This is a genomic window from Streptomyces olivochromogenes, assembly GCF_021538895.1.
Classification (GTDB): Bacteria; Actinomycetota; Actinomycetes; order Streptomycetales; family Streptomycetaceae; genus Streptomyces; species Streptomyces olivochromogenes_A.
This window is the reverse complement of record NZ_JADDRL010000031.1, coordinates 47602-71820: the sequence shown is the minus strand read 5'-3', so window position 1 is coordinate 71820 and position 24219 is coordinate 47602. Positions and strand designations below refer to the sequence as shown.

The following is a 24219-nucleotide window of genomic DNA, read 5'->3' as shown; positions in this document are numbered from 1 at the left end:
TGCAGCATCGTCTCTCGCTCGCGAAGCCGTCGTCAGGAGTAGACCGTGCTGCAACCGCCGCATACGTCCCTGCAGGTAGCCGCCGTTCCGGCCCAGCGGGGGCCGGCGCAGGACAGGGACCAAGACGCACCCTGGCACACCGAGGCGGTGTGCCGGCGCGACGAGGCCGGCCTGTTCTTCGCCCCCTCCAAGGAGCCCACCGCGGCCCGGCTGTCCCGCGAGGAGGCGGCCAAGCGGGTCTGCGCCCGCTGTCCGGTCATGGTCGAGTGCCGCGAGCACGCGCTGCTGCAGCCCGAGCCGTACGGCGTCTGGGGCGGGCTCACCGCCGCCGAACGCCGCGTGGTCCTCGCGCGCCGTCGCCGCCGCGAGCTGGAGCTGAAGAAGGCGGCGAGGGCGACGGGCCGTATAGCGCAGGCGGGCTGAACGCACGAGGCGCCCCCTCCGCACCGGGGGCGCCTGTGTCACGCGGGGGAGTCTGCCGACTCAGGGGTCCGCGGCCCCCTTCTTGCAGGTTCTTCAGCTCGGTCCGGCTGCTCGCGGGTCACTTGGCCCGGTCGAAGTCGATCGCGCTGTAGGCCCGCAGTTTGCTCAGCCGGTGCTCGGAGTCGATCCGGCGCACCGTGCCGGACTTGGACCGCATCACGATCGAGTCCGTCGTCGCCGTCTCCGACCGGTACCGCACGCCGCGCAGCAGCTCGCCGTCAGTGATGCCGGTGGCGACGAAGAAGACGTTGTCGCCGGAGACCAGGTCGTTCGTGGTGAGCACCCGGTCGAGGTCGTGTCCGGCGTCGATGGCCCGCTGCCGCTCCGCCTCGTCCTTGGGCCACAGCTTGCCCTGGATGGTGCCGCCGAGGCACTTCACCGCGCAGGCCGAGATGATGCCCTCCGGCGTGCCGCCGACGCCCAGCAGCAGGTCCACGCCGGTGCCCTCGCGCAGCGCGTAGATCGAGCCGGCGACGTCGCCGTCGGAGATCAGCTTGATGCGCGCGCCGGCCTCGCGAACCTCCTTGATGATGCCCTCGTGCCGCGGCCGGTCCAGGATGACGACGGTGACGTCCTCGGGCGCCGAGCGCTTGGCCTTGGCGATCCGGCGGATGTTGACGGCCACGGGCGCGTCGATGTCGACGAAGTCGGCGGCCTCGGGGCCGGTGACCAGCTTGTCCATGTAGAAGACGGCGGACGGGTCGAACATCGAGCCGCGGTCGGCGGCGGCCAGCACCGCGATGGCGTTCGGCATGCCCTTGGCGGTCAGCGTGGTGCCGTCGATCGGGTCGACGGCGATGTCGCACTCGGGTCCGGTGCCGTCACCGACACGTTCCCCGTTGTAGAGCATCGGCGCTTCGTCCTTCTCGCCCTCGCCGATGACGACGACGCCGTTCATCGACACGGTGGAGACGAGGGTCCGCATGGCGCGCACCGCGGCGCCGTCGGCGCCGTTCTTGTCGCCGCGACCGACCCAGCGCCCCGCGGCCATGGCGGCGGCTTCGGTCACCCGGACGAGCTCCAGGGCGAGGTTGCGGTCGGGAGCCTCGGAGGGAACTTCCAGCTCGGAGGGCAGATGATGATTCTCGGTCATCGGAGCGCACCTTTCTGATACGACGACGGCCGGATGAGGGTTGCCTCCCGACTCTATCGTTAGGCAGACAAAATGAGCAGGGCCCCCCACGGATGAGCGCGCCGGGCACCTGCGACGATAGGGGGCGTGGCAGGTTCGAACGGCAAGCAGAAGTCGGTCCGGGACATGATTCTCTCCCTGGGCCTGATCGGGATCGCGGCGGGCGTCATCTACCTCTTCATCCCGCACGACGACCACGCTCCCGAACTCAAGCGGGTCGACTACCGCGTGGAGCTCCTGACGGCGCGGCGCGCCGCGAGCTACCCGGTGGCCGCACCCGAGGGGCTGTCGAAGGACTGGAAGGCGACGTCGGTCCGCTTCCAGGGGGCGGACTTCGACCGCTGGCACCTCGGCTTCCAGAACCCCGACGGTGACTACGTGCAGGTCGAGCAGTCCACTCAGAAGCGCGTCGAGTTCATCGAGGCGGCCAGCCAGGGCGGGACGGCGAGCAAGCGCACCCAGCGGATCGGCGACCGCACCTGGACCCGGTACACCGGCGGCCGCTACGACGCCCTCGTGCTGGAGGACACGCCCGGCTCCACCACGGTGGTGGCGGGTACGGCGTCGTTCGCCCAGCTGACGCGGATGGCCGAGGCGCTGAAGATGGCGTGAGCGCCCGCGCGACGGCATGAGCGCCCGCGCGTGCGAGCGGCGGGCCGTGCCTTGCGAGTCGCGGGCGGGAGACGTACGAGAAGGGGCCCCCGGCAGTGCGGGGGCCCCTTCTCGTACGCGGGTCGTGTCTCAGACCGTGGTGATGACGTCGTCGTACGCCAGTCGCGGCGAGCGCGGGAACCAGGCGTCCTCGCCCGGCCGGCCGATGTTGACGACCATCAGCGGGGTGTGGTCGTCGTCCAGGAACTCCTTCTGGACGCCGGCGAAGTCGAGACCGGTCATCGGGCCGGCGGCCAGGCCGGCGGCGCGGACGCCGATGATGAAGTAGGCGGCCTGCAGGGCGGCGTTCAGCGTGGCGGCACCCTCACGGACCGGACGCTCGTTGAAGAACACGTCCTTGGCCTGCGGGAAGTGCGGGAAGAGGGCCGGCAGCTCCTCGTGGAACTCGTTGTCCGCGGAGAGGATCGCGACCAGCGGGGCGGTGGCCGTCTTGGCCTGGTTGCCCTCGGCCATGTGCTTGACCAGGCGCTCGCGGGCCTCGGCGGAGCGGACCAGCGTGATGCGCAGCGGGGACTGGTTGAAGGCGGTCGGGCCGTACTTGACGAGGTCGTAGATCGCCTGGACCTGCTCCTCGGTCACCGGCTCGTCGGTGAAGGTGTTCGCGGTGCGGGCCTCACGGAACAGCAGGTCCTGGGAGGCGGGGTCAAGAACGAGAGACATGCGTGAACTTCCTCGAATGCGCGTCCGGTCCTGGAATGCCGGACCGGCTTACACGAGTGAACGTACGCCAGTGAAGTTCAAGCTTCAACCAAAAGCGGGGCGTCGTGATCCGCTTCACAACCGACCAGGGCTTATGACTGGTCGCCGGACCCTTCCGGCTGCTCGGTCACCTCCTCCTCGGCCAGGGCCGCGTCCAGCCGCGCCCGGGCCCCCTCCAGCCAGCGCCGGCACACCTTGGCCAGCTGCTCGCCGCGCTCCCACAGCGCCAGGGACTCCTCCAGGGTCGTCCCCCCGGCCTCCAGCCGCCGTACGACCTCGATCAGCTCGTCCCGCGCCTGCTCGTAGCCGAGCGCCTCATCCACCTTGCCGGTCATCCACTCACCCTAAGAATCGACTCGTACGGAGAACTCACCCTCGGCGACCCGCGCCCGCAGCGCCTCGCCCGCCGCCACCTCGTCCGGATCCCGCACCACATGGCCGTCGGACCTCTGCAGCACGGCGTAACCGCGCTTGAGCGTCGCCGCGGGGGACAGGGCGACCACGCGCGCGTGCGTGTGCGTCAGCTCCGAGTCGGCGCGGTCGAGCAGATGGCGCAGCGTGCGCCGGGAACGCTCCACCAGCGCCGCGACCTGGTCCGCCCGCTCCTCGATCATCCGGTGCGGATCCTCCATCGAGGGCCGGGCGAGCGCGTGCGCCAGCCCCCGCTCCTCGCGCTCCACGATCGCCTCCACGCACCGCCGCGCCCGGTCCCGCAGCATGCGCACCCGCTCGAACTCCTCGCCCACGTCCGGCACGACCTTCTTGGCCGCGTCGGTCGGGGTGGAGGCGCGCAGGTCGGCGACATGGTCGAGCAGCGGGTTGTCCGGCTCGTGCCCGATCGCGGACACGACCGGCGTACGGCAGGCGGCGACGGCGCGCACCAGCTGCTCGTCGGAGAAGGGCAGCAGATCCTCGACGCTGCCGCCACCGCGGGCCACGATGATGACGTCCACGTCGTCCCGCTCGTCCAGCTCCTTGACGGCCTGCACGACCTGCGGGACCGCATGCACGCCCTGCACGGGGACATTGCGCACCTCGAAGCGGACGGCGGGCCAGCGGTGCCGGGCGTTCTCCAGCACGTCCCGCTCCGCGGCCGAGGCGCGCCCGCAGACCAGCCCGATCAGCTGCGGCAGGAACGGCAGCGGCTTCTTGCGCTCCGGCGCGAACAGTCCCTCGGCGGCCAGCGCCTTCTTCAGCTGCTCCAGCCGCGCCAGCAGCTCGCCGACCCCCACGGGCCGTATCTCGGCAGCACGCAGCGACAGCTGCCCGCGCGGGGCGTACCACTCGGGCTTCGCCTGGACGACCACGCGCGCGCCCTCGCCGACGACATCGGCGACGGCGTCGAAGACCTGCCGGTAGCAGGTCACGCTCACGGAGATGTCGTACGACGGATCGCGCAGCGTCAGGAACACCACGCCGGCACCGGGCCGCCGGGACAGCTGGGTGATCTGGCCCTCCACCCACACCGCCCCGAGCCGGTCGATCCAGCTCCCGATGAGCCGCGACACCTCACCGACGGGCAGGGGAGTCTCCGCGGACGTGTTGACAGCCATGCGCCGAGCGTAACGGCCGCCACCGACAACCGGGCGCGCGCGGCGAAGGGGCGCGGAGGCGGTGGGGACACGCGCTCTCGGGGCCGTCGAACGTGGCCCTTACGATGGGTCCATGACCGCTTCGCCTGGCCGCCGTGTCCTGCTCGCCGCCCCCCGGGGCTACTGCGCCGGTGTGGACCGCGCCGTGATCGCCGTCGAGAAGGCCCTTGAGCAGTACGGGGCCCCGATCTACGTCCGGCACGAGATCGTCCACAACAAGTACGTCGTGCAGACCCTGGAGAAGAAGGGCGCGATCTTCGTCGAGCAGACGGAGGAGGTGCCCCCGGGGAACATCGTCATGTTCTCCGCGCACGGCGTGGCCCCCGTCGTGCACGAGGAGGCCGCGCGCGGCCATCTCGCCACCATCGACGCGACCTGCCCCCTGGTCACCAAGGTCCACAAGGAAGCCGTCCGGTTCGCGGGCGAGGACTACGACATCCTCCTGATCGGGCACGAGGGCCACGAGGAGGTCATCGGCACCTCCGGCGAGGCCCCCGAGCACATCCAGCTGGTCGACGGCCCCGGGGACGTGGCGAAGGTCGAGGTCCGCGACCCGTCGAAGGTCGTCTGGCTGTCCCAGACCACCCTCTCCGTCGACGAGACCATGGAGACCGTCGACGCGCTGAAGGACAAGTTCCCGCAGCTCATCTCCCCGCCGAGCGACGACATCTGCTACGCCACGCAGAACCGCCAGCTCGCCGTGAAGCAGATGGGCGAGGAGGCCGAACTGGTCATCGTGGTCGGCTCCCGCAACTCCTCCAACTCCAAGCGGCTCGTCGAGGTCGCCAAGCTGGCCGGCTCCCGCGAGGCCTATCTCGTGGACTTCGCCGGCGAGATCGACGAGGCCTGGCTGGAGGGCGTGACCACGGTCGGCGTCACCTCCGGCGCCTCCGTCCCGGAGGTCCTGGTCGAGCAGGTCCTGGAGTGGCTGGCCGAGCGCGGCTACGGGGACGTCGAGCTCGTCAGGGCGGCCGAGGAGTCCATCACCTTCTCGCTCCCCAAGGAGCTCCGCCGCGACCTGCGCGAGGAGGCGGCCGCCCTGGTCGCCGAGCGCGGCGGGTCCGGTACGCCCGAGGCGTGAGCGGCGGTCCCGCCGAACGCGTCACTGTCAGTCGTACGACGTAACGTAGAGCCATGAAGATCTTTGGTGTGGACATCGGCGGGTCCGGGATCAAGGGCGCACCCGTGGATCTGGAGCGGGGCGACCTGGCGGAGGAGCGCTTCAAAGTGCTCACTCCGCACCCGGCGACGCCGGACGGGGTGGCCGACGGCGTCAAGGAGGTCGTCCACCACTTCGGCTGGACGGGCCCGGTCGGACTGACCTTCCCGGGTGTGGTCACCGGCGGCGCCACGATCCGTACGGCCGCCAATGTGGACAAGAGCTGGATCGACACGGACGCGCGGGCGTTGTTCAGCGACCGGCTCGGCGGTCACGAGGTGACGGTCGTCAACGACGCGGACGCCGCCGGTGTCGCCGAGATGGCCTTCGGCGCGGGCCGCGACCGCCGCGGCACGGTCATCCTCCTGACCTTCGGCACGGGCATCGGCAGCGCCGTCTTCGTCGACGGCGCCCTCGTCCCGAACACCGAGCTGGGCCACCTGGAGCTGAACGGCCACGACGCGGAGAAGAAGGCCTCCAGCAAGGCCAAGGACGACGGCGAGCTGACCTGGGAGCACTGGGCCCGCCGCGTCCAGAAGTACCTCGCGCACGTCGAGATGCTCTTCTCGCCCGAGCTGTTCATCATCGGCGGCGGCGTCAGCCGCAAGGCCGACAAGTTCCTGCCCCTCATCGAGGGCATCAGAGCGGAGATGGTCCCGGCGCAGCTGCAGAACAACGCGGGCATCGTCGGCGCGGCGATGCACGCGAGGAAGCGGGACTAACCGACCCGGGCCGCCCGGCGTCGGCGGTTCACCAGGCGGACTCTGCGGACGATCACGATCACTCCGGCGATGAGCGTCCCCCCGTACAGCCACCCGGCCTGTGTGGCGAGTCCGGTCACCAGGCCCATCAGCCGGCCCAGGATCCCGCCGCTGTCGTCGGCGACGGGCAGCAGCCCGGCGGCGAAGGCGATCGGCACCACGACCGGCGCGGTCAGCAGGTCACTCCCGCGCACCCACAGCGCGGTCAGCGCGCACACCGGCAGGAACAGCACCCCGTACACCGTCAGGGACGCCCCGAACAGCAGCTGGTCGAGCAGACCCAGCAGGAACATGACCGCCAGGCAGAACAGCCCCCCGCCGAGCCCGGTGAGCCGGGGGTTCGGCATCCGCCCCGGCTGCCGAACCGGCCGTTCCGACCGCGGGGCGGGAGGCCGTCCCGCCGGTGGGCGGCGTCTGGCCTGCGGCGGGAGATGTGCCGGCGGCGTGCCGCGTCGCGGTGCGTGCTGCGGGGGTCGCGTCCTGTGTTGCTCCACTGGACCAACTTAGGTCTGTTTATGTGCAGAATCGCCCCTCAGACACGCCGAACGGCCGAGCTTGGCCAAGCGTTCGACGGGACCGACGGGCCGGTCACAGGACGCCGTAAACTGGTGGATCGGCCGGACCTCTGGCCCCCTGGCCCTCTGACTACGGGAAGTCGCAACGTGTCGCTCACGATCGGAATCGTCGGTCTGCCGAATGTCGGCAAGTCGACCCTGTTCAACGCCCTGACCAAGAACGACGTGCTGGCGGCCAACTACCCGTTCGCCACGATCGAGCCCAACGTCGGCGTGGTCGGCGTTCCCGACGCGCGCCTCACCAAACTGGCCGAGATCTTCTCCTCGCAGCGGACCCTCCCGGCCACCGTCGACTTCGTCGACATCGCCGGCATCGTGCGCGGCGCCTCCGAGGGCGAGGGCCTGGGCAACAAGTTCCTCGCGAACATCCGTGAGTCCGACGCGATCTGCCAGGTCATCCGCGCCTTCAAGGACGAGAACGTCGTCCACGTCGACGGCAAGGTCTCGCCGAAGGGCGACATCGAGACGATCAACACCGAGCTGATCCTCGCCGACCTCCAGACCATCGAGAAGGTCCTGCCGCGCCTGCAGAAGGAGTCGCGGATCAAGAAGGACGTCGCGCCCAAGGTCAAGGCGGTCGAGGAGGCCAAGGAGATCCTGGAGAAGGGCGACACGCTCTTCGCCCACGGCATCGTCCAGGGCACCGAGCGCAACGAGCTGCTGCACGACCTGCACCTGCTGACCACCAAGCCCTTCCTCTACGTCTTCAACGTCGACGAGGACGAGCTGGTCGACGAGGACTTCAAGAACGAGCAGCGCGCCCTGGTCGCCCCCGCCGAGGCCATCTTCCTCAACGCCAAGCTGGAGGCGGACCTCGCCGAGCTCGACGAGGCGGACGCGCTGGAGCTCCTGGAGTCGGTCGGCGCCGAGGAGCCCGGCCTCGCCACCCTCGCCCGCGTCGGCTTCGACACCCTCGGCCTGCAGACCTACCTCACGGCCGGCCCGAAGGAATCCCGCGCCTGGACCATCAAGAAGGGCGCCACCGCCCCCGAGGCCGCCGGTGTGATCCACACCGACTTCCAGAAGGGCTTCATCAAGGCCGAGGTCATCTCCTTCGCCGACCTCGTCGAAACGGGCTCGGTCGCCGAGGCCCGCGCCAAGGGCAAGGCCCGCATGGAGGGCAAGGAGTACGTGATGCAGGACGGGGACGTGGTGGAGTTCCGCTTCAACGTCTGATTGGACGTGGACGAACGGCCTGACCTGCGAAAAAGCAGGTCAGGCCGTTGTGTGGTCCGCAGCTGTCCGCAGAACCTGGAGCAGCTACGTGTCGTAGACCGTGGAGCGGTGTCCGACGTGTACGACCCACACCACCAGCTCCCCGTTGTCGATCGTGTAGACGACACGGTAGTCGCCGACCCGAAGACGGCGGCGCTCAGGCTGGGATACGAGTGCGACGGTGTTGAAGCCGAAGGGGTCGCTCTCCAGCTCTGTCAGTTTGGCCAGGATGCGAAGCGCCATGTCCCGCGGGATCTTGCGCAGCTCGGCCTGGGCCTCGGGCCGGAACACCGTGCGGTAGTCACTCACTGCGTGCAAGCGTCTCCCTCATCACGTCCTCGATCGGGACGCCCGCGGCCGGGCTCGCCATGCGCTCGTCGATGATGCGGTTGATCTCGCGCTCCTCCCACTCCTGGTACTTGCGCAGCACGTCGATCGAGACCACGGCGGCGACCTGCTTGCCGCGACGGGTGATGACAGTGGGCACGTCGTCACGGTCGGCCCGTTCGACGACTTCGGCCAAGTGGGCGCGTACGTCGCGGATGGACTCTATGGGCAGCGGCTGAGTCATGCTTCAAAGGTACCGAGTGTGCCATGTGTACACAACGCATGCGGGCCCCGGCCGGTGCCAGGGGGCGGCGGTGGCAGTATGCGGGGACATGGCGAGAGGGGCCGGGGCGGGATGGGGCGCAGTGAGCGGGAGGCGGTTGCCGCGGGAGGGCGGCTGTACGAGGCGGCGCAGGCCGTGGTCGGCGACCACGGGCGGGCTGTCGAGGCGGTTCGGGCGGCGCTGAAGCCGATCTGCGACACGGCGGCGGAACAGGCGCTGGACGCCATCCCAGTGGCCCGGTTGAAGGAGGTCACCGAGGGTCGGCTGAGGCTCGGGAAAGTCGAGAAGAGCGGCCTGCGATCGGTCCGGCAGGTACTGGATGCCGGTTCCTACCGGTTGCGACAGATTCCTGGCGTGGGGCAGCGGACCGCCGATCAGGTCATCGCGGCGGCACGCCAGATATCTGATGCCGTTCGGGAGACCATCGCCGTCCACATCGACGTGGATCGACCAGAGCCGCGGACCACCTCACTCGTCATGGCCCTGCATGTGCTGGTGGAAGCGGGCCCCGATGCGCGGCGAGCCGTCGACACGGCTGCGGCTCTCTCGGAGCGGCTCGGTCCGCTGCTGGCCGAGGCCAAGCCGGCCGCCGGGCGGCTGCGGATGCTGCTGGTGGGGCAGGTCAAACGAGCTCGGGCGCTGGAGGCTGTTGCAGAGGTCCGCAGTCTGGCCGAGGAAGCAGCGCAGGGCGGTGTGTCGGAGCTGCTTGCGCAGGCCTCGGTGGATCTGCTGCGCGGTACCTCGACCGAGGTCGCCGCCTGGGTCGACTTCGAGCTGCGTTCCGCCGAGTACTACAGCCTGCTCGCGGAGATCTCTGGCCGCAGCCCCGACACTGCCGCTGCCGAGGGGTTCCTGCCCGATGAAGTCGCCGAGCGGGTCCGCGACCAGATGCTTGATGACACTCACCGGCGGGTGTCGCTGCGCGGCTATCAAGCCTTCGGGGCGCGCTTCGCCCTGGCGCAACGCAAGGTGATTCTTGGCGACGAGATGGGGCTCGGCAAGACCATCCAGGCCATCGCCGCACTGGCTCATCTCGCTGCCGAGGGGCAGACTCACTTCATGGTCGTCTGCCCGGCCAGCGTCCTGATCAACTGGACACGCGAAATCGAGGCCCGCAGCAATCTGCGCGTGATGCCTCTTCACGGCCCCGACAGGCAGGAAGCGTACGCCGACTGGAAGGGCCGGGGCGGCGTAGGGGTGACCACCTTCGACGCCTTGAGTGGTTTCCCGGCCCCCGGAGGCGGCGAGCTGGGGATGCTGGTCGTGGACGAGGCGCACTACGTGAAGAATCCGAAGACGCGTCGCTCCCAAGCCGTGACGGAATGGTCCGGGCGCTGCGAACGCGTTCTCTTCATGACCGGCACGCCCATGGAGAACCGAGTCGCCGAGTTCCGCAGCCTTGTGCGGATTCTCCAGCCGCACCTGGCAGGGGTTGTCGGTGACCGTGACGGAGTGGCCGGTTCCAGGGCATTCCGGAAGGCCGTCGCCCCGGTTTATCTGCGCCGCAACCAGCAGGATGTTCTGACCGAACTGCCCGCGCTCCAGCAGACGGACGAGTGGGAGGAGCTGAGTGCGTCGGACGAAGATGCCTACCGCGAGGCCGTGCGCGCCGGCAACTTCATGGCGATGCGCAGAGCGGCATACGCGCGCCCCGAGAAGTCGGCCAAGCTGAACCGGCTGCGCGAGATCGTCGAGGACGCCGCCGAGAATGAGCTGAAGGTGGTGGTTTTCTCCAACTTCAGGGATGTCCTTGGAACGGTGAAGAGCATGCTGGACGGCGTGCGGAGCAATGGTGGCGCTCGGGTGTTCGGTCCGCTCTCGGGAAGCGTGCCACCCGCGCGCCGTCAGCGGCTGGTGGACGAGTTTGCCGCCGTGCCGGGGCATGCGGTGTTGGTTGCGCAGATCGAGGCGGCGGGGGTGGGACTCAACATGCAGGCCGCGTCCGTCGTGATCATCTGTGAGCCCCAGATCAAACCGACCATCGAACACCAGGCGGTGGCGCGGGCTCATCGCATGGGGCAGGTTCGTTCGGTCCGGGTGCACCGGCTGCTCGCCACCCGCGGGGTGGACGAGCGGATGGTGGAGATGCTGAAGAACAAGACCCGCCTGTTCGACGCGTACGCGCGCCGCAGCGCGGTCGCCGAGTCGACGCCGGACGCGGTCGACGTTTCGGACACGGCGATGGCCCGCCAGATCGTCGAGGAGGAGCAGGCGCGGCTGGGAGCGGTCCGCACAGTGTCCGCAGGAGACCCGTGAGCGACCGTCGGGACCCATCTTCGGCGTCGGGCCCCTGCGTTTTTGCTTCCCGTACCCCGCCCGTCCGCCCTCGCGCGCTCCACCAGGTCGCATGCAGTGAAGTAAGATTCAATCTACGTAATAATTGATCTGCGTTACCTCCTGGAGTGTGTCGTGGAGTTCCAAGGTCGGGTCGGGGATCTTGAACTGCTGGCCGAGCAGTACCGGGCAGTGGCAGAGGGTGCCGGTGCCACGCGAGGGCGGGCCGTGATCATGACGGGCCGTCGCCGTGTGGGGAAGTCGCGGCTGGTCCAGGAGTTCTGCGATCGCTCGGGAGCGCCGTACGCGGTGTTCCAGGCCACCCGGGGGCGCAACCCCGTGACGGAACGTGCCGAGTTCGCCGCGACCCTCGGGCAGTCGCTGTTGCCGGGGGCGGAACTGGTCGCCGGCCTTCAGTCCCAGGACTGGAACCAGGCCCTGCGCTCGCTCGCGCTTGCGGTACCCGACGACACTCCCGCCATCGCGGTGATCGACGAGGTGCCGTGGCTGGTCGAGCAGGATCAGGAATTCGAGGGCGCGCTCCAGACCGTCTGGGACCGGCACCTGTCCGCCAAGCCCGTACTTCTGCTGTTGGTCGGCAGCGATACATCGGTGATGGAGGCACTGCAGTCGTACGGGCGCCCGTTCTTCGGCCGTGCGGCGACCATGACCGTCCGTCCCCTGAACCTGGCCGACGTGCAGGACATGACCGAGCTCGACGCCGCGGCGGCCGTCGACGCCCAGTTGATCACCGGCGGATTCCCCGAGATCGTGCAGTCGTGGCGGCCGGGAATGGATCGCACGGCGTTCTTGCGGGCGTCGGTCGCCAATCCGCTCTCGCCGTTGCTGGTGGCCGGCGAGCTGTCCCTGCTGGGCGAATTTCCCGAGGCTTCGCACTCACGCGCCGTACTGGAAGCGGTCGGGAATGGTGAGCGCACGTTCAGCGCCATCGCAGCCCGGGCGGGCGGCGCCGGCGCGCTGCCGTCGGGCACGCTCTCCCCGCTCCTGGCCATGCTGCAGGCCAAGCGAGTCCTGGCCGCTGATCTCCCCCTGTCCGTCAAGCCGGACACCAAGAACAAGCGGTACCGGATCGCCGACCCCTATCTGCGGTTCTGGCTGGCCTTTCTGGCACGCGCGATCCCGCTCATCGAGCGTGGCCGCGGTGACTTGGCGCTGGAACGCATCGAGCGGTCGTGGACCACTTGGCGCGGACGGGCGGTCGAGCCGCTGGTCCGCGAGTCCTTGCTGCGGCTGATGCCCGACGACGAGTGGCCCGAGACCGAGGCCGTCGGCGGTTGGTGGAACCGGCAGAACAACCCCGAGATCGACCTCATCGGTACGGACCGTGAGCCGGTGGCTCGGCGGGTGCACTTCGTCGGGTCGGTCAAGTGGCTGGAGACCGAGCCCTTCGGGCGCCACGACTACGACGCCTTGGTACGTGACATGTTCGCCGTCCCCGGCACCACCCCGGACACTCCCCGGGTGGCGGTCTCCCGCTCCGGGGTGGCCGATGATCTGCCCCTCAACGCGTGCTGGGGTCCGGAAGACCTCGTACGGGCATGGCAGCCCCGATAGCCGCACCTGAGGGATGCCGGCGGCTCCATCGGGCCCCCTGTGCGGGTCAGGTCTCCGGGTGGAGGTCCGTGCGGTCGATCCAGCTGGGGGCGACGAAGATGTCGTCGGCGATCGGGGCGTTCGTGGCCTGGCGCAGGGACTGGGCACGGGACTCCTCGACCAGGTGCTCCCAGGGGGCGGTCCAGTCGAGTTCCTGGTCCGTGCCGGGGCCGTAGACCCAGTAGGTGCGACCGCTATCCACGCGCCAGAACTGGGAGTGGAGGATCACCTGGGCGTGGTCGGCCAGGTCGTCGACGAGCTCGGTGAAGCGGGCCGAGGGCCAGCCGGGGGCGTCGGGCCCGGCGGCGGCGCGGAGGCGGGCGGTGAGGGGTGGGACGACGGGGGTGCGGGCGCCGAGCGCGGTCAGGGCCCAGCGGATGCCGCCGGGCTCGGTCCAGTCGGGCGGGGTCTGCCGTGCCAGGCAGGCGCGGTAGGCGCGGCGCAGCGGCTCGACCGCGCCGTCGATCTCCAGGCTCGCCAGTGCCATGGCCGCCCATTCGCGGACGGTCGGGTCGTCGCTGTCCAGCAGCTCGACGAGAGCGGGGCCGCAGCGGGCGTCGCCCACCCCCTCGAAGACCTCGATGGCGGTCAGCAGCCCGAAGCCGCCCAGGGTGGGCAGCCCCTCGACGACGGCGGGGATGACTTCGGGGCCGATCCCGATCAGCTCCGCCCGGGCGTCGTGGGACGCGCCGGCCTCGCCGTCCAGCTGCAGGACGAGGCTCGCGATTCTCTCCGTCCGGGAAGTCACCGGTGCAGTCTCGGCTACGGGCCGGTCCCGGTGCCAGGCATTTCCGTCGGCGTCGTGGCGCCCTCCTGGTGCAGTTCCAGCGTGACACTCAGGTGGATCTGGGCGTCCACCCAGGCCGGGACCGCCGTGGCTGCGCCGTCGCGGTGGAGGGTCGTGTGCAGGTCGGTCAGCAGGCGTGCGGCGGTGTGCAGGCCGGTGCGGCGCAACTCGGCCGCACCGTCGGTCAGCCGGGTGCGGGTGGCGCCGGACAGCCGGCTCAGGCCGTGGTGGGCCGCGTCGGCCAGGGCGGTCAGGGCGGATTCCAGCGCCGCCGTGATCGGGTCGGCCGGGCGCAGCGGCGCCGTGTCCAGCGTGGCGTCGCCGACGCCGGGCGCGAGATCCGGGACGACCACGCCCGTGGCGGTCAGCACCGCCAGCGGGTCCAGCACGATCCGGCCGTCGGCGCGGTTCAGCATGCCGCTGACACAGCGGACCTCGCCCTCGCCGAGCGCGGCCGCGAGCGCGTCCAGGCCGCCCGGGCAGAGCGGGTTGTAGTCGGCGCGGATCAGGATCTCGTTGCCCGCCGGGTCGTGGACGATCGCCTCCAGGCGCTGTGCCGCGGGGTCGTAGCCGACCCGGTCCACCGTGCTCACCGCGACCACCCGCACCGACTCCGCCTCGACGCGGGGCCGGACGAGGCGCGGCGGGCGGTCCGCGGCGGCCCGCAGATGGGCGGCGACGTCCCGGAGCAGCAGGGTGCCCGGCAGTTCCGTCCAGGCGGAGCCGACCGGGGTGACGCTGGTGGCGGCGATCCGGCCCCGGGAGATGGTGACCGTACGGTCGGCCGCGCGGGAGGTGTGCTCGCTCACCACGTTCGCGGTGGCCAGCCCGAGCAGCGGGGAGCCGAGCAGGCGCCGCGTGGACAACTCGTGGCCGGTGGGCTCCTGGCCCTCCGTCAGCTCCCAGCGCTTGCGCAGCACCAGGGCGATGCCCGCGTCGGCGTGGGCGAAGTACGTCTCGGCCGTACGGTCCCCGGCGGTGCCGCCGATCCGGCAGCCGAGCGCCACCAGGCGTACCCGGCGCAGCGGGGGCACCGGCGCCTCCTTGGTGCCCAGCACCCCGGCCGGGTCGCGCTTCGCCGCGCGGTGGCGGGCGTGCAGTTCGGCCAGCAGAGAGGCGAGGCGCCGCGGGTCGTAGTGCGTGCCGCGCGCCGCGTACGCCCCGACCTGCTCCTGGAGCTCGGCCACCGCTCCGGCCGGCCAGTGCCGGGAGGTGGCGGTCAGCGCCTCCCGGGCGCGCTGGAGCGACCCGGCGAACACCGGACCCGCCTGCTGCACTCCGTCCAGCAGGAGTTCGTCGGCCAGGGCGAGGGCGGTGCGCAGCGCGTCGTCGGGGCCGTCCGTGGCGGCCGTACGACCGCCGACGGCCACCTGGGTCGTCCGGCCGGCGTCGCCCGCGCGGAAGGCCCAGACCGCCAGGGCCACGACCTCGCCGCGCAGCGGACCGGCCGCGTCGGTGAGGGCGTACCCCAGCTCGTGCGGGACCGGGAAGCTGACGGAACAGGTGGGCAACTCCACGCGGGGCACCGGGTCCTGGGGGTCGGGGCGGTGCAGGCGAGCGGTGTAGCCGCGGTCGCGGAGCCGGCGCGCGGAGGTCAGCGCGGGGCGGCCCAGGGCCGCGGTGAGCGCGTCGTCGTCGAAGTCGCCCGGTGACCAGTCGACGAACCCGCGCCCGGTGCCGGGCTCGACCGGGGGCGATCCGGAGTCCCCGGCGCGCTCGACCGGGTTCGTGAGGGTGTCGCGGGCGCGCTCCGAGGCGTCGGGGCCGTCCGCGTCCGTGCGGTGATCCGGGGCGCTCCCGTCGGTGTCCCGGTCCGGTGTCTTGGGTGCGGTGCGTGGACCGGGGACGTCCGCCGTCGCGCGACGCTCCTGCGAGGCGCCCACGGCCGTCCGCTGGTACGCCAGGACCAGGCCGATCCGGTGCCGGCAGATACCCGCCGCGCCGCAGCCGCACGTCGCCTCGTCCAGGCCGACGCCCGGCGGCAGTTCGGTCTCGGTGCCGTCCGGGAACGTCCCGCGTACGGTGCCGTCGTCGGTGGCGGTCACGGTCGGACCGGAGCCCGCCGTAAGGTCCTTCTCGGCGCGCTTGACGAGGCCGCGGTTGGCGAGGGCGGCGAGCGTCTCCGGCGAAAGCGCCCGCAGGTCGGCCCGGTTCATCGGCTCTGCCCTCCGCTGCCCACCTTCTCGGCGACGAACTCGGCCAGCCGGCCGGGCGTCATCGCGCCCACATGCGCCCCGGCCTCCGCGAGCCGCGCCCCGAGGGCCCGGTCGTAGACGGGATCGGCCTCCTCGTCCAGGGCGGCCAGACACAGCACGGTGGTGCCCTGGCCGACCATCGTCCGTACGGTACGGACCAGGCGGTACGAGTCTCCGCCCTCGTAGAAGTCGGAGACCACGGCGACGATGCTCCGCCGGGGGTTCCCGATCAGACCGGCGCCGTAGTCGACGGCACGGGCGATGTCGGTGCCGCCGCCGAGCTGGACCTTCATCAACAGCTCCACCGGATCGGTCACGTCGCAGGTCAGGTCCACCACCTGGGTGTCGAAGGCGACCAGATGGGTCTTCAGACCCGGCAGGCTGAACAGGCAGGCGGCCGTGACGGCGGAGTGGATCACCGAGCCGGCCATCGACCCCGACTGGTCGACCAGCAGCACAAGTTGCCACTGCTCAAGGTGGCGGCGGGTACGGGAGTGGAAGTGCGGCCGCTGGATCAGGATGCGGTGCTCCTCGGGCTGGTAGTGGGCGAGGTTCGCCCGGATCGTGCTCCGGAAGTCGAAGTCCCGGGCCAGGGGCAGCAGGCTGGGGCGGCGGGAGCGGGCGCCGGTGAAGGCCCGGCGGACCTCCGGCCGCAGACGCTCCATCAGGTCCCGTACGACCTTCTCCACGATCCGCCGGGCCGCCGCCAGCACGTCGGCGCTCATCAGGTGCTTGGTGCGCAGGACCGCGCGCAGCAGGGTCTGGCTGGGCTCGACGCGGGCGAGGACGTCCGGGTCGGTGACGATCTCGTGGATCTCGTACTGCTCCACGGCGTCGCGCTCCAGCCGCTCCACGGTCTCCTTCGGGAACAGCCGGTGGATGTCGTCGAGCCAGTCGACGGCGGTCAGTTGGGACGGCTCCGAGCCGCCCTCGCGGGGGCCGCCCGGGCCACGCCGCACACCACGTCGGCGCAGGTCCTCGTCGCGGCCGTAGAGCCAGTCCAGCGCGGCGTCCTGGGCGGCGGCCGAGCCGTGCAGCGCACCGGTGCGGCGTTCGGCGGCGGAACCGAGGATCAGTCGCCAGCGTTCGAGGGAGGCGTCGGGGACGGGGGCGCTTCCCGATGCCGACGCCGATGCCGACGCCGGCTGCGAGGCTGCTTCCGAAGTCCCCTCCGGTTCGAAGGAGTTCATCGCGTCGCCCCCAAGCCGTACCGGTCGAGCAGTCGGGCCACGTTGTCCTCCAGGGCTGCGGCGCGGGCCAGCAGCAGTGGGTCGGCGGTCGTGCGCAGCAGGGAACGGGCCGAGCCGCGTGCCCCGCGCCGCTCCAGCAGGCGCTGTGCGATGCGCTCCCGTTCGCGGGGCGGGAAGAAGGCGAAGGCCTGCCGGAGCGCGGGCAGGCCGATGAGGAAGTCGCCCTCGGTCATCGCCGAGACGACCCCGTCCAGGACGTCCACCAGCGGCTCCCCGCCCGCCGCCGCGCCGCCCACGACCTCCTCGCGGGCCACGGCGAACAGGCCGGCCAGCCAGTCCCCGAGGGTGTCGGCCGGGGCCGAGGCGAGGGCCCGTACGGCAGCCGCCGGATCGTCCGGGGTGCCGAGCGCCCAGCGCAGGCCGAACGCGGCACCCCGCAGGTCGGCGGGGGCCCGCTGGTCCCGGCTGATACGGCCGGCCGCCTCGGCGGCCGCCTCCCGGGTCAGCGAGAGAAGTTCGGGCGCGTGCAGCAGCGCGTCCCGCGCGGCCGCGAGCGCGCGCAGCCGGGCGAAGTCCACGCCGGGTCCGCCGTGCAGCCCCTCCGCCAGCCAGAACACCCGGTCGGCCGCGTCCGCCACCACGCTGCCCAGCAGCGGGTCGCGGGCCACGCCGAACACCCGGTCGTGGCGCCACAGGCCCAGCGCCGCCGCCAGCACCTCGCCGAGCGAGCCCAGCTCCCTGATCCGCCCCACCCGCGCGGCCAGCGCGCCCAGCAGTTCCCCGCACAGCGGGCCCACCCCGCACAGCACCGTGTCGAACAGCAGCCCGGCGAGCGGGCCGACGTCCGGGCCCGCGTCGCGCGCCCGCTCGCCGAGCACCACCGAGGCCGCCTCGTCCAGCCGCGCCCCGTACGCGCCCGCCTCGATGAGCGCCGCCTCGCGCCCGCTCACCCGGCCCGGCTGCCAGCGTTCGGTGAACACCGGGTCGGCGCCGTCGGCCGGCCCCGAGACCCGGGTGAAGCCGGGGATGTCCAGCACCCGCAGCCGGTGCAGCACCTGACTGCGCATCAGTCCGCCCGCCGACGTCAGGTCGAGGGTGACCGGTCCTTCGGCGTCGGCGAGGCCCAGGCGGACGAGCCGCTCGGTCACGTCGTGCACCAGCGGGGGCAGGGGCGTGTCGGGGTGCAGCCGCCCCTCGGCCTCGCCGGCGCAGGCGGCGACCATCTCCACCACCACCGGGTGCGTGCCCGCGCTGAGCGTGCCGCCGGTGGTCCACGGCAGCGGCCGGTCCAGGTCGTCGCTGATCAGAGCGCCGGCCAGACCGTCCAGGACGTCCACCCGGGTCTCGTACGGATGCCCGCGCAGCAGGGTCAGCCCCTGGGCCAGACCGCGTGCGGCGATCAGGTCGGCCGTGGAGACCGGGATCCCGCGGGCCCGCAGCCGGTCGGCGACCGAGCGGAGCAGGCCCCGCGCCGCCTGCTCCGGGCCCGCTTCCCACAGCCGCTGGTAGTAGCCGGGCGAGGGCATGCCGGACTGGTAGCCGGAGAAGGCGTCCAACTGCCGGAAGGAGTACGGCACCAGGAAGCTCCCGCCGAGCGCGTCCTCGGGCGGCGCGGGCACCTCGGGCCAGTCGGCCGGGCCGTCCCGGTCCGCCAGGGCGCGCAGCGCCGGCTGGTGGAAGCCGCCGGTCACCACCAGCACCGGCCGGCCGCCCGCCCGCGCCAGCGCGGCGCGCACCCACGACGCCATGTACTCCTCGCGCGCCCGGTCGCCGGGGTCCGCCTCGGCGTCGCCGCGCACCAGGTCGAAGTAGGCGTCGAGGCGCGTCATCAGGTCGTCACCCGGTTCGGTGACCTCGAACAGCCCGTCCCACAGCGCGTCCACCGAGTCCACGCCGAAGTGCGCGCACAGCCGCTCCGTCGCCCGCGCGTAGCGGGCCTCGGCGTCGGCGTAGCGGTTGGCGTACCGCTCGGCGCGCTCCGCGAAGGCCGGGTGCCAGGCGGGCAGGTCGATGAACCGCACCTCCGCTCCCGAGGCCCGCCCCTGACGCAGGGCGATCCACTCCGGGGAGTACTCGCACAGCGGGGCCCACGAGGTGGCGACGCGCGTCTCGTCGCGGTAGTGGCTGAAGACGGCGATCGGCAGCCGGTGTTCGAGCAGCAGCTCGTCCAGCCGGGCGTTCATGTCCGCCGGCCCCTCCACCAGCACGTACGCCGGCCGCAACGTCTCGATCGCGCGGGCGACCAGACGGGCGCAGGCGGGGGAGTGGTGCCGTACGCCCAGGAAGACGGCGGAAGCGGTGGCGACGCCGGCGCCGGCGGCAGCGGCGTCCGGCGCCGGCGGGTCGGCGGGCGGGGTGTTCGTCATCAGTCCGCCAGCAGGTGCCGTGCGTCGTGCAGGGCCCGCCACTGGGTGCCCTTGCGGCGCGGTACCTCCTGTTCCAGGAAGCGGCGCAGCCGGGCCAGGTCCTCGGGGCTGTCCTTGGCCGCCGTACCCGCGAGGCTCGCCACCACGTCGGCGGCGCTGCCCGGCTCCCCGCGCAGGAACCAGCCGCGCACCCCCACCGCGTGCGCGACGGACACGGCCTCGGCGGTGCTCATCACCGTGGACATCCGCTCGCCCTGCCCAAAGGCGCCGCGCAGCTCGCGGAACGTGCCGACCAGGACCTCCAGCACGTCCCGGCGCGGCGGCGGCTCCACCCCGGACTGCCGCAGCAGCGCCGTGGCCTCGGCCTCCACCAGGGCCAGCTCGGTGTCGAAGTCGGCGATGGGGAAGACCGTCTCGAAGTTGAAGCGGCGCTTGAGGGCGGCGCTCATCTCGTTGACGCCCCGGTCGCGGGTGTTGGCGGTGGCGATGACGTTGAAGCCGTGCCTGGCGAAGACCAGGCCCTGCGGTCCGTGCAGTTCCGGGATGGTGATGACCCGGTCGGACAGCAGGGAGAGCAGGCAGTCCTGCACCTCCAGGGGGCAGCGGGTGATCTCCTCGAACCGCACGATCCGCCCCTCGGCCATGCCGCGCAGCATCGGCGCGGGCACCAGCGAGCGGGGAGAGGGTCCTTCGGAGACCAGCAGCGCGTAGTTCCAGGAGTACTTGATCTGGTCCTCGGTGGTGGCCGCGCCGCCCTGCACGGTGAGCGCGGAGCTGCCGCTGACGGCCGCCGAGATCAGCTCCGACAGCAGCGACTTGGCCGTGCCCGGCTCGCCGACGAGCATCAGGCCGCGGTTGGTGGCGAGGGTCACCAGGGCCCGCTCCACCAGGGCGGCGTTGCCGACGAACTTGCGGCTGACTCCGGCCCGTTCGTCGCCGACGATGAAGCGGCGGGCGGCGCGCAGGCTGAGCTGCCAGCCCGGCGGGCGGGGATCGCCGTCGGCCGCGCGCAGGGCCGCGAGTTCGTCGGCGTACCGCACCTCGGCGGGCGGGCGCTGCACCAGCTCCTCGGTGCCGGTGCCGGTGCCGGTATCGGTGCCGGTGGCGGGTGTGGCGGTCACTTGGCGGTCACCTCGGTGAGGTCGGCGAGCAGTTCGGAGGCGATCACTGGGGGGAGACCGGCGAAGCGGAGCGGGAACGGGCGGCTCTCCCAGAAGTCGCCCGGAGTGGTGTCGATCCAGACGGCCCGGAAGGTCTGGTCGCCGAGCCCGTCGACCCAGCCGACGGGGATGCCCGGGTCGAGGTCGATCACCAGGTAGCGGCCGTCGTCGATACGCCGGTGGAACCAGCGCTCCACGCCCGCGTCCTGCGGTTCGCCCCGCTCCCAGCCGCGCTTGGTCAGGCCCAGCAGCTTGCCGACCGGTACGGTGGCGCCCTCGAACCGGGCCAGCCGGTGGCCCGACTCCTCCTCCGCGGTGAACGCGTGGACCGCGCGGCCCAGTTGCGGGAAGGGCTGCAGGATCTCGTAGTCGGCGAACAGCTCCGACCAGGTCTCCAGGTCCCCGCCCAGGTGCAGCGGGTGCGCGACGCGGACGGTCGCCTCCTGGGACAGCGTCAGCTCGTCGTCGTCGACATCGGCGAAGGTGCGGTCCTCGGCGACCCGGAAGGCCGTCACCGTACCGTCCGTCTCGCTGAGCCAGACCAGCCGCCGCACCAGGTGCCACAGCAGCGGGTGGGCGACGAACAGCTCCTGGAACTCGCCCGCCGTCCAGCCGCGCTGCGCCACCATCGCCGCCTCCAGCCGGCGCACCTGGTCGGTGGCGACGGTGCGGACGTCCTTCTTCAGCGCGGCGAACCGCTTGCGCTCGGCGGGCGCCAGCTCCGGGTCGTCCTTGGCGCCGGGGGCCGGCAGGGCCTTGCGGCGCTTGCCGTCGGAGTCGCGGACGTAGGGGCGCAGCTGCTCGTCGAAGCCCACGGTGAAGCTGCGCGTGCCGTAGTCGATGACCGTGCTGCCGTCCGCGTCGAGACCGAAGTCGGGGACGAGACGGTCGCCCAGCTGCTCCGCCGTGAGCCCCAGACCCTCGGCGACCTCGGTGATCTTCTCCTGGGCGCGGACCTTGAGCGCCTTGAACGGCACCCGCTGGGCTATGCCGTGCAGATGCAGCAGCGCCACGTCGGTGCCGATCGTCGCGAGGACGCTCAGGCCCTCCACGGCACGGTGGTGCGCGCCGTCGCCGGGCCAGGCGCGCAGCACGGGAGTGAGGCGGCGTACGGTCTCGTCGTCGCCGAGCCAGCCCAGCGCGTGCAGCGCCCAGCTGTCCTTGGCGGGCATGCCGGACAGCCGCCACTGCTCGAACAGGCCCCAGACGAAGTCGGCGAGGGAGTCGGCGGTGCAGTGCGTGGTCAGGGTGTCCAGGCCGGGGTAGACCTCGCCGGGCTTGGACAGCGCGAGCAGGGTGAGGGCGTGCCGCACCGCGTCCGCGGGCAGCGCGCCGCCCTCCGTGAGCAGCAGCTGCGGCAGCACCGCCGGGTCGGCCCAGGCGGCGACGGCGGGGATACGCGCGGGAAGGGCGCTCTCCAGCGGGTCGGCGGCCAGCAGCTCCTCGACGATGCCCGCGGCCTCCTGCCCGCATGCGGCGGCGGCCCGCAGGACCGCCTCGTCGCCGTGCTCGGCCGCCAGCAGCCGCAGCGCCTTCTCGGCGCCGCGCCGCACGACGCCGACCGGACCCACGGCGTGCGGGACCAGGACGGGCACGGCGCTCAGGCCGTGCCGCGACAGCCAGGCGCGGCCCGTGGCGTCGGCCGACTTCAGCCGGGCCAGCCAGTCGCACACCTGACCGGCGACCTCGACGTCGAGATACGGCAGGAGCAGCGGGCCGAGCGTGCCGGGGTGCCGTGCGGAGGCGCGCAGCAGCAGCGGGAGGGCGTGCACACCGTGCTTCGCCGCCACCGGCTTGAGCGCGTTCTCGCCGTCCCAGTAGTCCTCGGGGGTGAAGTGGGCCAGCAGTGGGCGGACCACGTCCGCGGCGACGGCCACGAACAGCCGGGCGTCCCGGACGTCCTTGAGCTGCTCGCCCCGCTGGAGCTTCTTGATCTCATCGCTCCAGGTGTACGCACCGCGCCAATTGCTGTACCAGGAGGTGGTCCCGGCCCAGGCCTCCTGCTCGTCCGGCTGCCAGACGACCCGCGGCGCCGGGGCCGCCGGTATCTGGGCCGCCACGCGGGCCTTGCGCGCCGTACGCTTCTTCGTCCACGGCGGGTCGACCAGCAGCGGGGGCAACGCGTCCGCCGGAGCCTCGGGCATCCGGTCGGTGCGGGTGAGCAGGGGTTCGAGGTGGGCGGCGACCTCGGCGGGCAGGTCGGGCAGCGCGGCGGCGGTCAGTTCCGGGTGTGCGAGGACGTGCGAGGCCAGCAACTGCTCGGCCATCGGCGCGTACTTGGCGGGGCCGCGCGCCACCTCGCTCAGCAGGCGCAGGGCGCGGACCGGGTAGCAGCGCATCGCCTCCAGGAGGTGCGGGCGGACGTGCTTGTCCTCGACACGGGTCAGGAGGCTGTGGAAGGCGCTGTCCGTCGGCAGCTTCACCAGGGCGCCGGCGAAGACCTTGACCCGGTCGGAGCCGTACGCCGACTCGATGGCCTCGTCCAGCACGGGCGCGAAGGCCTTGCCGGTGCCCTCGGCGAGCGTGGCGACCAGCGACATGGTCCAGTCGTTGTAGCCGAGGCGGAAGCTGCGGCCGAAGTGGGCCAGCTGCTCGGGGGAGTTCAGCGAGCACAGCAGCATCGCCCTCAGCGCCCCCTCGGCCTTGTCCGCCTCCGCGCAGCACTCCTCGACCCAGTCGCGCTCGCCGGGCACCAGGTAGGACACGACGATGCGGCGGCGCACGTCGCTGCGGCAGCCGGCCAGGGCCGCGACCGTCCGCCGGTAGGTCTCCTCGTCCGCCGCGGCCAGCAGGAAGCGGATCCGGTCGGCGAACTTGGACCGTCCGTCGTGGAAGCCGAGGGGGCTGGTCACCGGGCGCGCGGAGATCCAGGGGTCCTCCCGGCGTCCCCCGTACTGCATGTAGTGGAGCTCGATGTCGAAGTACTCCACCACCGCGCGGGCGGCGAACGCCAGCCCGTGGTCCTGCACCCAGGTGTCCGCGAAGACGCCGTCGGGCAGCTGGTAGTGCATGGTCAGATGCGCCACGACGGCCGCGCCCAGCGGGTTGTGGCTGCCGTTCAGGTGCGCCCGGGTGTCCTCGACGATCCGCTGGTCGCTCTTCGGGGCGGACAGCATCTCCTCGATCCAGCTCGCCGACTCCTGCCGCCGGCCGGCCACCAGCTCAGCGGCATCGGCGTGCGGCCGGGGGACGCTGCGCTCGATCCCGCCGCGCCTCGGGTACACCAACCGCCGCCAGCCGACGGGCATCTCGAAGGACTCCTCGTCGGGGAACACCACGCCCTGGGCGCCCTCCGCTCCGCTCCGTACGTCCGCCGGTGCGGGCGCGGCCTGCGCCGTGACCGCCCGCGTGGCGGTCCCGGAGGCCTCGTCCGTGACCTCCGCGTACCCCTTGCGCTCCTTCTCGGCGACCACCTTCGCCAGGTACCGCTCGGCCGCCTCGGCGGACTCCAGCTCCTTCACCTGCGTACGGCCGTCCGTGCCGATGCGCCCGTAGCGCACGGTGACGGTGTCGCCCTCGGCCTCCGCCTCCCAGAACTTCGCCGAACCGTCGCCGACCAACTCCCAGCGCCCCACAGCCCCTCCTCCGCCGACTCGGTGGTCGGATGATCGCTCGTTCAGGTGGCGGTCACAGTAACGGGGCACACTGACAACGCCTCCGCTTGCCCGTCAGAAGCCGTGAATCCGCAGCTCGATGGCGTTGTCAGTGGCCCCTGCGATGATCCGTTCATGCGCT

At 72.1% G+C, this 24219-nt stretch carries 20 protein-coding genes; 7 read left to right on the top strand and 13 right to left on the bottom strand.

The features are described from left to right. Positions 1 to 45 precede the first annotated feature (45 nt). Positions 46 to 423 (top strand): WhiB family transcriptional regulator, encoded by a 378-nt coding sequence (locus IPZ69_RS17940; protein WP_235455146.1) that lies wholly within the window; start codon positions 46 to 48, stop codon positions 421 to 423. Positions 424 to 541: 118 nt separating this feature from the next. On the opposite strand, the gene glpX is transcribed toward IPZ69_RS17940, so the two are convergent. After that, entirely contained in the window at positions 542 to 1576 is a 1035-nt protein-coding gene (gene glpX, locus IPZ69_RS17935) for a class II fructose-bisphosphatase (RefSeq protein ID WP_235455145.1), read from the bottom strand. A gap of 126 nt (positions 1577 to 1702) precedes the next feature. Between glpX and IPZ69_RS17930 the strand changes: the two genes are divergently transcribed. Further along, positions 1703 to 2227, top strand: coding sequence for a DUF4245 domain-containing protein (locus IPZ69_RS17930; RefSeq protein WP_235455144.1), 525 nt, complete (start codon positions 1703 to 1705; stop codon positions 2225 to 2227). Between the two features lie 129 nt (positions 2228 to 2356). Here the strand turns inward: IPZ69_RS17930 and IPZ69_RS17925 are convergent, their stop codons facing one another. The 3 genes from IPZ69_RS17925 to xseA form a co-directional block, all read right to left on the bottom strand. Beyond that, positions 2357 to 2947: a malonic semialdehyde reductase gene (locus IPZ69_RS17925; protein ID WP_235455143.1), complete on the bottom strand. Its 591-nt coding sequence runs from the start codon at positions 2945 to 2947 to the stop codon at positions 2357 to 2359. Positions 2948 to 3078: 131 nt separating this feature from the next. Next, positions 3079 to 3321 carry an exodeoxyribonuclease VII small subunit gene (locus tag IPZ69_RS17920; protein WP_235455142.1) on the bottom strand — a complete coding sequence of 81 codons (243 nt, stop codon included), beginning with the start codon at positions 3319 to 3321 and terminating at the stop codon, positions 3079 to 3081. 9 nt (positions 3322 to 3330) lie between these two features. After that, entirely contained in the window at positions 3331 to 4539 is a 1209-nt protein-coding gene (gene xseA, locus IPZ69_RS17915; RefSeq protein ID WP_235455141.1) for an exodeoxyribonuclease VII large subunit, read from the bottom strand. 112 nt (positions 4540 to 4651) lie between these two features. On the opposite strand from xseA, the gene IPZ69_RS17910 reads away from it, so the two are divergent. Both IPZ69_RS17910 and ppgK read left to right on the top strand, forming a co-directional pair. Beyond that, positions 4652 to 5659: a 4-hydroxy-3-methylbut-2-enyl diphosphate reductase gene (locus IPZ69_RS17910; RefSeq protein WP_235455140.1), complete on the top strand. Its 1008-nt coding sequence runs from the start codon at positions 4652 to 4654 to the stop codon at positions 5657 to 5659. 53 nt (positions 5660 to 5712) lie between these two features. Continuing rightward, positions 5713 to 6459 carry a polyphosphate--glucose phosphotransferase gene (gene ppgK, locus IPZ69_RS17905; RefSeq protein ID WP_235455139.1) on the top strand — a complete coding sequence of 249 codons (747 nt, stop codon included), beginning with the start codon at positions 5713 to 5715 and terminating at the stop codon, positions 6457 to 6459. On the opposite strand, the gene IPZ69_RS17900 is transcribed toward ppgK, so the two are convergent. After that, positions 6456 to 6992 carry a DUF6542 domain-containing protein gene (locus IPZ69_RS17900; RefSeq protein ID WP_235455138.1) on the bottom strand — a complete coding sequence of 179 codons (537 nt, stop codon included), beginning with the start codon at positions 6990 to 6992 and terminating at the stop codon, positions 6456 to 6458. The two genes, ppgK and IPZ69_RS17900, sit on opposite strands and share 4 nt — an antisense overlap. Positions 6993 to 7160: 168 nt before the next feature. Between IPZ69_RS17900 and ychF the strand changes: the two genes are divergently transcribed. Continuing rightward, positions 7161 to 8249 (top strand): redox-regulated ATPase YchF, encoded by a 1089-nt coding sequence (ychF, locus tag IPZ69_RS17895; protein ID WP_235455137.1) that lies wholly within the window; start codon positions 7161 to 7163, stop codon positions 8247 to 8249. Positions 8250 to 8333: 84 nt separating this feature from the next. Here ychF and IPZ69_RS17890 read toward each other — a convergent pair whose 3' ends face one another. Further along, the gene (locus IPZ69_RS17890) at positions 8334 to 8597 is read right to left on the bottom strand and encodes a type II toxin-antitoxin system RelE family toxin (RefSeq protein ID WP_235455158.1); all 264 of its coding nucleotides are present in this window, start codon (positions 8595 to 8597) and stop codon (positions 8334 to 8336) included. Further along, positions 8590 to 8859: a type II toxin-antitoxin system Phd/YefM family antitoxin gene (locus IPZ69_RS17885; protein ID WP_235455136.1), complete on the bottom strand. Its 270-nt coding sequence runs from the start codon at positions 8857 to 8859 to the stop codon at positions 8590 to 8592. The genes IPZ69_RS17890 and IPZ69_RS17885 overlap by 8 nt, the downstream gene beginning before the upstream one ends. Before the next feature lie 111 nt (positions 8860 to 8970). Here IPZ69_RS17885 and IPZ69_RS17880 point away from each other — a divergent pair, with 111 nt between their 5' ends. Further along, complete coding sequence (locus IPZ69_RS17880; protein WP_235455135.1) at positions 8971 to 11154, top strand: DEAD/DEAH box helicase; 2184 nt, start codon at positions 8971 to 8973, stop codon at positions 11152 to 11154. Between the two features lie 153 nt (positions 11155 to 11307). Beyond that, complete coding sequence (locus IPZ69_RS17875; protein ID WP_235455134.1) at positions 11308 to 12747, top strand: ATP-binding protein; 1440 nt, start codon at positions 11308 to 11310, stop codon at positions 12745 to 12747. Positions 12748 to 12793: 46 nt separating this feature from the next. On the opposite strand, the gene IPZ69_RS17870 is transcribed toward IPZ69_RS17875, so the two are convergent. From IPZ69_RS17870 to IPZ69_RS17845, 6 genes are read right to left on the bottom strand one after another with little or no spacing between them, the layout of a single operon-like run. Further along, a complete protein-coding gene (locus IPZ69_RS17870) occupies positions 12794 to 13534 on the bottom strand; it encodes a HEAT repeat domain-containing protein (RefSeq protein ID WP_235455133.1) in 741 nt (246 codons plus the stop codon). A gap of 14 nt (positions 13535 to 13548) precedes the next feature. Next, a complete protein-coding gene (locus IPZ69_RS17865; protein WP_235455132.1) occupies positions 13549 to 15729 on the bottom strand; it encodes a hypothetical protein in 2181 nt (726 codons plus the stop codon). Beyond that, positions 15726 to 16958, bottom strand: a complete 1233-nt coding sequence (locus IPZ69_RS17860) for a VWA domain-containing protein (protein WP_235455131.1) — start codon at positions 16956 to 16958, stop codon at positions 15726 to 15728. Before IPZ69_RS17860 ends, IPZ69_RS17865 begins: the two co-directional genes overlap by 4 nt. Beyond that, positions 16955 to 19324, bottom strand: coding sequence for a DUF5682 family protein (locus IPZ69_RS17855; protein WP_235455130.1), 2370 nt, complete (start codon positions 19322 to 19324; stop codon positions 16955 to 16957). Before IPZ69_RS17855 ends, IPZ69_RS17860 begins: the two co-directional genes overlap by 4 nt. Then, complete coding sequence (locus tag IPZ69_RS17850) at positions 19324 to 20445, bottom strand: ATP-binding protein (RefSeq protein ID WP_374293364.1); 1122 nt, start codon at positions 20443 to 20445, stop codon at positions 19324 to 19326. Before IPZ69_RS17850 ends, IPZ69_RS17855 begins: the two co-directional genes overlap by 1 nt. Continuing rightward, the gene (locus IPZ69_RS17845) at positions 20442 to 24059 is read right to left on the bottom strand and encodes a DUF4132 domain-containing protein (protein ID WP_235455129.1); all 3618 of its coding nucleotides are present in this window, start codon (positions 24057 to 24059) and stop codon (positions 20442 to 20444) included. The genes IPZ69_RS17850 and IPZ69_RS17845 overlap by 4 nt, the downstream gene beginning before the upstream one ends. Positions 24060 to 24219: the final 160 nt, after the last annotated feature.